The 8223-nt window shown below is 59.8% G+C and carries 6 protein-coding genes; 3 read left to right on the top strand and 3 right to left on the bottom strand.

Features of this window, described 5'->3' with window-relative positions:
- Positions 1-2432, bottom strand: a 2432-nt coding sequence (locus HUJ17_RS11710) for a heavy metal translocating P-type ATPase (RefSeq protein ID WP_290510857.1), incomplete at its 3' end; no start/stop codon positions are given.
- Between the two features lie 292 nt (positions 2433-2724).
- Here HUJ17_RS11710 and HUJ17_RS11705 point away from each other — a divergent pair.
- Positions 2725-3330 carry an outer membrane beta-barrel protein gene (locus HUJ17_RS11705; RefSeq protein WP_290510856.1) on the top strand — a complete coding sequence of 202 codons (606 nt, stop codon included), beginning with the start codon at positions 2725-2727 and terminating at the stop codon, positions 3328-3330.
- A gap of 279 nt (positions 3331-3609) precedes the next feature.
- Here the strand turns inward: HUJ17_RS11705 and HUJ17_RS11700 are convergent, their stop codons facing one another.
- Positions 3610-4518, bottom strand: coding sequence for a hypothetical protein (locus tag HUJ17_RS11700; protein ID WP_290510855.1), 909 nt, complete (start codon positions 4516-4518; stop codon positions 3610-3612).
- Between the two features lie 27 nt (positions 4519-4545).
- The gene (locus tag HUJ17_RS11695; protein WP_290510854.1) at positions 4546-5199 is read right to left on the bottom strand and encodes an HAD family hydrolase; all 654 of its coding nucleotides are present in this window, start codon (positions 5197-5199) and stop codon (positions 4546-4548) included.
- 220 nt (positions 5200-5419) lie between these two features.
- Here HUJ17_RS11695 and HUJ17_RS11690 point away from each other — a divergent pair, with 220 nt between their 5' ends.
- Complete coding sequence (locus tag HUJ17_RS11690) at positions 5420-5953, top strand: RNA pyrophosphohydrolase (protein ID WP_290510897.1); 534 nt, start codon at positions 5420-5422, stop codon at positions 5951-5953.
- Entirely contained in the window at positions 5946-8222 is a 2277-nt protein-coding gene (ptsP, locus tag HUJ17_RS11685; RefSeq protein WP_290510853.1) for a phosphoenolpyruvate--protein phosphotransferase, read from the top strand. Before HUJ17_RS11690 ends, ptsP begins: the two co-directional genes overlap by 8 nt.
- Position 8223 lies beyond the last annotated feature (1 nt).

Here is an 8223-nt window from a genome sequence, read left to right as displayed (position 1 = left end):
AACAGGCGCAACCGGTTGGCATTGCTGACCACGGTCACCGAGCTGAGTGACATGGCGGCGCCAGCAATCACCGGGCTGAGCAGGCTGCCGGTGATCGGGTAGAGCACCCCGGCTGCCACCGGCACACCAAGGCTGTTGTAGATGAAGGCGCCGAACAGGTTCTGCTTGATGTTGCGAACCGTGGCGGCGGAGATTGCCATGGCATCGGCGACGCCGTGCAGGGAACCGCCCATCAGGGTGATGGCAGCGGATTCGATGGCCACGTCGGTGCCGGTACCGATGGCAAAGCCCACATCCGCCTGGGCCAACGCCGGGGCATCATTGATGCCGTCGCCGACCATGGCCACGATGCGTCCTTCTTCCTGCAGAGACTGCACTTTTTTTGCCTTGTCCTCTGGCAGCACTTCCGCCATGACCTGATCCACGCCTACCTGTTTGGCGATGGCGTCGGCGCTGGCCTGGATGTCGCCGGTAATCATCACTACGGTGAGGCCCTGATCTTTCAGACGGGCAATGGCCTCCCGGGAGTCCTCCTTGATGCGGTCGGCCACGCCGAGGACGCCGAGCAGGGTGTTGTCTTCAGCCAGGAACAGGGGTGTGGCGCCGCGCTCGGTGAGCGAGTCGCTGTTCAGATTCACGCTGATGCCTTCGCTTTCCAGCCAGCGACGGTTGCCGAGTCGGTATTGTTTGCCGTTCAGGGTGGCGCTGACGCCTTTGCCGTTGAGGGCCTGGAAATTGTCGGCCCGGTCCGGGCTGATTTCACGCTGCTCCGCCGCTTCCACGATGGCGCGCGCCAGCGGATGCTCGGAGCCGCTTTCCAGGCTGGCTGCCAACTGCAGCAGGGTGTCTTCCTGCTGGCCTTCGGCGCAGAGAATATCGGTCAGTGCAGGTTTGCCCTCAGTGATAGTGCCGGTCTTGTCGAGGACAATGGTGTCCAGCTTGCTGCTGGTCTGCAGGGCGTCACCTTCACGAATCAGAATGCCGTGCTCGGCGGCCTTGCCGACACCGACCATGACCGACATGGGGGTGGCCAGACCCAAGGCACAGGGACAGGCAATGATCAGCACCGTGGTGGCGCTGATCAGCATGTGGGTGATGCGCGGTTCCGGCCCCAGGTTGAACCAGGCCAGGGCGGCGACCACGGCGATCAGCATGATGGTGGGTACGAACACGGCGGAGACGTCGTCGGCCAGGCGCCCGATGGGAGGCTTGCTGCCCTGGGCCTTTTTCACCAGCGCCACAATGCGTGACAGGGCAGTGTCCTTGCCCACGGCGGTGGCCCGGTAGAGCAGGGTGCCCCCTTCGTTCAGGGTGCCGGCGCTGACCGTGTCGCCGGGGGTCTTGCTCACCGGCATGGGTTCGCCGGTGAGCATGGATTCATCCAGGCGGCTTTCGCCTTCCTCGACAATGCCGTCCACGGCAATTTTTTCACCGGGGCGCACACGCAGGATGTCGTCGGTCTGCACCTGCTCCACGGGAATATCCTGCTCCTTGCCATCGCGGACCACCCGCGCAGTTTTGGCGCCCAGGTCCAGCAGCCGTTTTACCGCCGCGCTGGTTTTGCCCCGGGCTCGCACTTCCAGTGCCTGGCCCAGGTTTATCAGGCCGATGATCATGGCGCTGGCTTCGAAGTACACGTGGCGGGCGGCTTCCGGCAGGGCGGTGGGAATCAGTACCACGGCCATGGAGTAGAGCCAGGCAGCGCCGGTGCCCAGAGCGATCAGGGTGTCCATGTTGGCGTTGTGATTGCCAAACGCTTTCCAGGCACCGACAAAGAAGTGGCGGCCGGCGGTAGAAAGGACTCCCAGGGTCAGCAGGCCGATAGCCAGCCAGATCCACTGGCTGGCTGTGCCGGGCTGTACCATCATGTTGCCGCCCAGCAGCCCCCAGGCCATCAACGGAGCGCCCAGCCCGAGGCCCAGCCAGGTATGGCGCAACAGGCCGCGATAGTGTTGCCGCTCCTGCTTTTCGCGGGCATCGCCGTTATCGCTGTCGTCCAGCAGGCTGGCGCCATAGCCCGCCTTTTCCACGGCGTCAATCAGGGCCTGGGGGTCCGCCGATCCACTGACTCTTGCAGTGCGGTCGGCAAAATTCATTTGTGCCTGGGTGACCCCGGGCGTGTTGCGCAGGGCGTTCTCGATGGTGCGCACGCAGGCAGCGCAGGTGGCGCCGGTAATGGCGAGCTGCTGCTCCTGATTGGTGCTGGCGGGCGATGATGGTGCCGTCTGATGTTTGTCTTCGATGGCATAACCGGCCTTGGCCAAGGCTGCCTGTACGTCGGCACTGTCGGCGCTACCGGTGACAGTCACCTGCTGAGCGTCCAGATCCACCTGCACATCGTCGACACCTGCAACAGGATCGAGCGCCTGGCGAATTTTGCGGACGCAGCCCTGGCAGCTGGCGCCCTGAATATCGAATCTCTGTGTCTGCATCGGGATCTCCATTGGCCGTGAGGGCGAAACCATGCGTGTTGTCACAGATTGTCAAACTTCAGGGTAACCCCAAGGTCAAGCCTGTGCTATAAGAGTGCACCTGTTTAAGGCTTACAAAAGAAGATTCTGTTGTGGCTGAAAAGCATCACAACAGCTTTGGCAGGCTCTACGGCATTGAAAATTTTTATAAAACTGTCCAAAAGACGGAACCGCTCGCGCGTAAGAGACTCCATATCCCCACTACAGTGAGCGCACATTGATGCCGTTTATCAATACTGAGAGGACCTTTTCTATGTTTAAGAAAACTTTGCTTGTGTCAGGAATTGCTCTGGCTGTTACTTCACCGGCCATGGCGGAGCAGCAGACTTCCATGGTTCGTGATAACGGCTTTTCCTACACCTATGGTCAACTGGCCTACGATCGCTGGGACCTGGACAATGGTTGGGATGTAGACGCTATTACCGGCGAAGGCAGCTTTGCGCTGGATGAGCATATTTTCCTGCGCGGTAGCCTGGGCTTCTATGATGGTGATTACGATAACGGCCCCTTTGATGCTGATGTCGATGGTCACCGTCTGTCCGGTGGTGTGGGCTTCCATACCCCGCTTCAGCGTGGTCTGGACTTCGTGAGCACTGCCGACATCATTTACGACGAGGTGGATGTGGACCGCGGTGACGATGACGAGATCGGCTTTGAGCTGCGTGGCGGTCTGCGTCATGCCACCACCGAACAGCTGGAGCTGTCCGGTGGCCTGACCTACATGGATCTGTACGATGATGATCTGGGTGTTTACGGTCAGGGTCTGTTCAAGCTGACTCCGGTGGTGGATCTGGGCGCCCGCGTTGTTGTGGGTGGCGACCGTGATACCTACGGTGTGTTCGGCCGCTACAACTTCTAAGTAGCGCTCAGCACAAAAAAAGCCCGCCGAATGAAAATTCGGCGGGCTTTTTTTGTGGGTAGTGATTCTTGCCGACGTGAGAATCTCTCCGCCTATTGCTGTGATTGGCTGTAGGAACGTCGCTGGCGGCGCGATTATCACGGTATCGAGTTGCGAGAAGCGAGTTTCGAAAACCAAAACCTGAAAGACGGAGAGACCAGGTTTTCGCTCCTCGTGACTCGTTTCTCGAAACGTCTTTCTTCGCCGCTCGAGCGCCGCTCCTACAAAGGCTTTATTCGCTCAGGGCTGATTCAGCCAGGCTGACAGTGCCTCGCTGTCTTCTTTTTTCGATGCCGCAATGGCCTCTTTAATTCCTGGTGCTTTTTCTGCCCAGCCCGCAAGGGTGGTCGAATCCATATTGCGCACACCCTTCATTAACTGTTTTGCATTCACTTCGCGCACGGTTGCCGGGATAAACAGGCCTTCCGCTTCCAGATCGGTGCTGTCTTTGCCTGCGTCGCGCGCCAGTGTGTGTTCCAGCCCGCATTTCAGGGAGGGTGAATCCAGGGGCGCGTCCACGGACAGCAGTTTGGCATCGGCCTGTAGTTGCTCGCCAGCCAGCTGCAGATACTGTCGCCGACGCAGGGCAATCTCGTCTTCGCCGGCCAGCAGAGGCAGTGCCTTTGGGGTTTCTTCGGTGCCATTGAGTGCCACAAACAGGGCGGCAAAGCCCAGGCTGGCTTCGCTGGCATCGGTGGCGCCGTGCTGGGTGCGCAGGGATTTGCGTGTCATTTCCAGATAAGGATCACTGATCAGGCCGGATTCCGGCCATTGCGGCAGGGCATCCAGATAGCCGGGGTAGAGCGGCCAAGTGTCCATGCGGTTGAGCAATTCCTGTTGCCTGAGTTGACAGGCGCGGCTGGCAGCGAGCAGGTAATGATCCACAAAGGCGGCATACCAGTCTTCCAGACGATCGCGCAGCGCATCGAGTTGTGCCTGCTCACGGCTTTCGGTGAAATCGTTCAGGGCTTGTTGCCAGGCTTCGGCACGGTCCTGAAAGGCGTTATCTGCGCTTTGTTGCCAGTCGGTGGCGGGGATCTCTGCCGTCGCGGCGGACATAACCGTCTCTTCGGTCTGCTCCGGTTCCGGTGTCTTGCTGTCGCAGCCGCTTAGCACCAGTGCCAGCAGTGCGGCGAAAAAATAACGCATGGTTCCCCTTCCCCTTTTTTATGAGTCTCAGCGCAGGCTGATGATCGGCCAGCCTTGTTCCCGTGCTTCGCGATCCAGGGTGGCATCCGGATCCACCGCCACCGGGTTGTCCACTTTTCTGAGTAGTGGCAGATCGTTATGGGAATCACTGTAGAACCAGCTTCCTGCCAGCGTTTCGTCGTTGGCCCGCAGCCATTCTGCCAGTCGTTCCACCTTGCCGTCCCGGTAGCTGGGAATGCCGGCCACATTGCCGGTATAGCGCTCGCGCTTGCACTCGGCCACGGTGGCGATCAGGTGATCCACGCCCAGCCGGTCCGCCAGCGGTGCGGTGACGAAATCGTTGGTCGCGGTAATGATCATCAGCGTATGGCCCTGGTCCCGGTGTTTCTGCAGCAGGGCTTCTGCCTTGGGTAGCCACATGGCATCGAGTTTTTCCGCCAGGAACTGCTCACGCCAGAAATGCAGCTGTGCCATGTCATGCTCGGCCAGCACCTTCAGGGAAAAACGCAGGTAAGCCATGATGTCCAGACGGCCATTCTGGTAATCCACGTAGAACTGGTCGTTGGTGTCCTTGTAATGCTGCTGGTCGACAATGCCTTTTTCCACCAGCCAGTCCCCCCACAGGTGGTCGGAATCGCCGGCGATCAGGGTGTTGTCCAGGTCGAAAATTGCGAGCGTCATGGCCTCTCCTTACGTGAACGGCACATTTTATGCGAAGCGAATGACAAGTTATAGGGAGCTGGCAGGTGGCTGGGGGCCCTATTGGCAAGGCTGTCGGTGATTGTGGACCGGATGTTGCACGGTTGTGCATTGATTGCGGGTTGCCCGGCAAGGTTTAATGGGTCAACAAGGAGCCAGAGTCGGCAATGGTGTGCCGACTCGTAGAGACACCATGACAGGCATTATTGATGAAAAGGGATTCCGGTTGAACGTCGGGATCATCATTGCCGGCCAGGATGGGCGGGTATTCTGGGGTCGCCGGGTGGGTAACCGTGATGCCTGGCAATTTCCCCAGGGGGGCATGATGCCCGGCGAAACCCCGGAGGAGACGCTTTTTCGCGAGCTGGAAGAAGAGGTCGGTCTGCGTCGTGAACACGTGGAGATTGTTGCCAGCACTGAAGGGTGGCTGACCTATCGTCTGCCGCGCCGTTTTCTTCGTCGGCCTCGCAATCGTCCCCATTGTATTGGTCAGCGGCAGAAATGGTTTCTGCTGCGGCTGACGGCGGAAGAAGAGGCTATTGACCTGTTTGCCAGCGAAAGTCCTGAATTCAAGGCTTGGCGCTGGGTCAATTACTGGTATCCGATTCGTAAGGTGGTGCATTTTAAACGTGGCGTTTATGCCCGTGCCCTGCGTGAACTGGCCCCGGCTCTGAAGGGGGAGCGGGGCGAGCAGGACAGAAAGCCGATTTCACCGGGAGACAACCCCAATGCTTGATACCCTGCGACGCATTGTCCAGGAGGTGAACAACGCTGCGGATATTCCCTCCGCGCTCAACCTGATGGCCAAGCGGGTCCGTGATGCCATGGGCACCGAGGTGTGTTCCATCTATCTGCGTAACGAAGAAGAGCAGCGTTATGTATTGATGGCGTCCGAAGGCCTCAAGCAGGAAGCTGTGGGCCATGTCAGCTTGGGGTTGTCGGAAGGTCTGGTGGGTCAGGTTGGCCTGCGCGAGGAGCCGGTGAACCTGGAAGACGCCTTCAGCCACCCGAAATTCCATTACCTGGCTGAAACCGGCGAAGACCCTTTTCATGCCTTTCTCGGCGTGCCGGTGATGCACCATGGCAAGGTGCTTGGTGTGATGGTGGTACAGCAAAGAGATGTGCGCCGTTTCGACCAGAGTGAAGAAGCCTTTCTGGTGACCATTTCCGCCCAGCTGTCGGCGGTAATTGCCCATGCCCATGCTTCCGGTGTGTTGTTTGACCAACTGGATTCGGGCGGCGTGGACCTGCCCAGTTTCTATGATGGCCTGCCCGGTTGCCCTGGTGCGGCTATTGGCTTTGGTGTGTTGCTGTTCCCGGCGGCGGATCTGTCAGCCGTGCCGGATCGTCAGGTGGAAGATGTCAGCGCGGAAATTGCCCGCCTGGACGATGCGCTGGTGCGCGTGCGCCAGGAAGTGCGAGATCTTGCTGAGCGCGCATCAAAGAGCCTGGGCACTGAAGAGCAGGCGCTGTTTGATGTCTATTTGCGCATGCTGGACCGGCATGCGTTACCCGCCGAAGTGATTGTGCATATCCGTGAGGGGCAGTGGGCCCAGGGGGGCCTGCGTACGGTGGTGGATGCCCATGTGCGCAACTTCGAGATGATGGATGATCCCTATCTGCGTGAACGGGCGGCGGATGTGCGCGACCTGGGCCGGCGGGTGCTGGCGCAGCTGCAGAGTCAGAACCGCCGGCATATCGTGTTCCCGGATGACTGCATTCTGCTGGGCGAAGACATTTCCGCGCCCATGTTAATGGAAGTTCCCCGTGAGCGGATTCGCGGCATCGTGACGACGCGGGGTTCGCGCAACTCGCACATGGCAATCGTCGCCCGCGCCATGGGTATTCCCACCGTGGTGGGCGCCCAGAACCTGCCGCTCAAGCAAATGGACGACAAGGAAATCATCGTTGATGGTTTCCGTGGCCGGGTGGTGGCCAATGCCTCACCGGAGCTCAAGCAGCAATTTGAAGAGATCATCGCCGAGGAAGCCAACCTCCAGGCCGGTCTGGAAAAACTGCGCGATGAACCGGCGGAAACCCTGGACGGTGTGCGCATTCCCCTGCAGGTGAACACCGGCCTGATGACAGACATCAACCGCTCCATCGAGCGTGGTGCCGAAGGGGTGGGGCTGTATCGCACGGAAATTCCCTTCATGGTGCGCGACCGCTTTCCTTCCGAAGAAGAGCAGCGGGTGATCTACCGGGAGCAGCTCGCCGCCTTTGCGCCACATCCGGTGACCATGCGTACCCTGGATATCGGTGGCGACAAGTCGCTGAGCTACTTCCCCATCGAGGAAGAAAACCCCTTCCTGGGCTGGCGGGGGATCCGTGTCACCCTGGATCATCCGGAAATTTTCATGGTGCAGGTGCGCGCCATGCTCAAGGCCAGCGATGGTCTGAATAACCTGCACATCATGCTACCCATGGTCACCAGCGTGATCGAAGCGGAAGAAGCCCAGCATCTGATTCACCGTGCCTGGCTGGAAGTCCGCGATGAAGGCCTCGACATTGCCATGCCCCAGGTGGGGGTGATGATCGAAGTGCCCGCCGCCGTCTACCAGGCCCGGGCGCTGGCCCAGCGGGTGGATTTCCTGTCCATCGGCACCAACGACCTGACCCAGTATCTGCTGGCGGTGGATCGTAACAACCGGCAGGTGGCATCGCTGTATAACTCCTATCACCCGGCGGTACTGCATGCCATTTTGCATGTGGTCGAGCAGGCCCATGAAGAAGGCGTACCGGTGTCCGTGTGCGGTGAAATGGCGGGGGAAGTGGGCTCGGCATTATTGCTCATGGCCATGGGGGTCAATGCCCTGTCCATGAATGCCTCCAACCTGCTCAAGGTGAAAGCTGCCGTACGCCAGGTCAAGGCCAGCTTTACCCGTCAGCTACTCAACGAAGTGCTGGCCATGGACAACGGCGAAGTCATCGCCGCCTACGTGGACCTGCAACTGGACAAGGCCGGCTTGGGCGAGCTGCTGCGCAACCGCAAGGCGCTGGTCTGAC

The sequence above is a fragment of the Alcanivorax sp. genome (assembly GCF_014762765.1).
In the GTDB taxonomy this organism is placed as follows: domain Bacteria; phylum Pseudomonadota; class Gammaproteobacteria; order Pseudomonadales; family Alcanivoracaceae; genus Alcanivorax.
The sequence above is the reverse complement of the archived record's forward strand: the minus strand, read 5'-3'. Positions and strand labels throughout refer to the sequence as shown.